The 325-nt window shown below is 71.7% G+C and carries 1 protein-coding gene; it reads left to right on the top strand.

The genetic code is table 11. The features are described from left to right. Window positions 1–308: ATP-binding cassette domain-containing protein (locus PO768_RS29170; RefSeq protein WP_272648850.1), on the top strand; the 308-nt coding region annotated here is incomplete at its 5' end. Window positions 309–325: the final 17 nt, after the last annotated feature.

Consider the following 325-nt stretch of genomic DNA (forward strand, 5'->3'; position numbering starts at 1 on the left):
AGCTGTCGGGCGGCCAGCAGCAGCGCGTGGCCATCGCCCGCGCGCTGGCCGGCGGCCCGCGCCTGCTGCTGGCGGATGAGCCGACCGGCAACCTCGACAGCCAGATGGCCCGCAGCGTGATGGAGCTGCTGGAGGAGCTGCACCGCGAGGGCGCCACCATCGTGATGGTGACCCACGACCCCCAGCTGGCCGCTCGCGCCCAACGCAATGTGCATGTGATCGACGGCCAGGTGGTGGACATCTCGGCCGAGGCCGAGGCCGCGGCCGCCGTCAGCTTGAATGCGCCCCGCTATGCCGAGACTGTCTGAGTTCCTGCTGGCCACGC

The organism is Paucibacter sp. XJ19-41, assembly GCF_028462495.1.
Lineage (GTDB): Bacteria > Pseudomonadota > Gammaproteobacteria > Burkholderiales > Burkholderiaceae_C > Roseateles_E.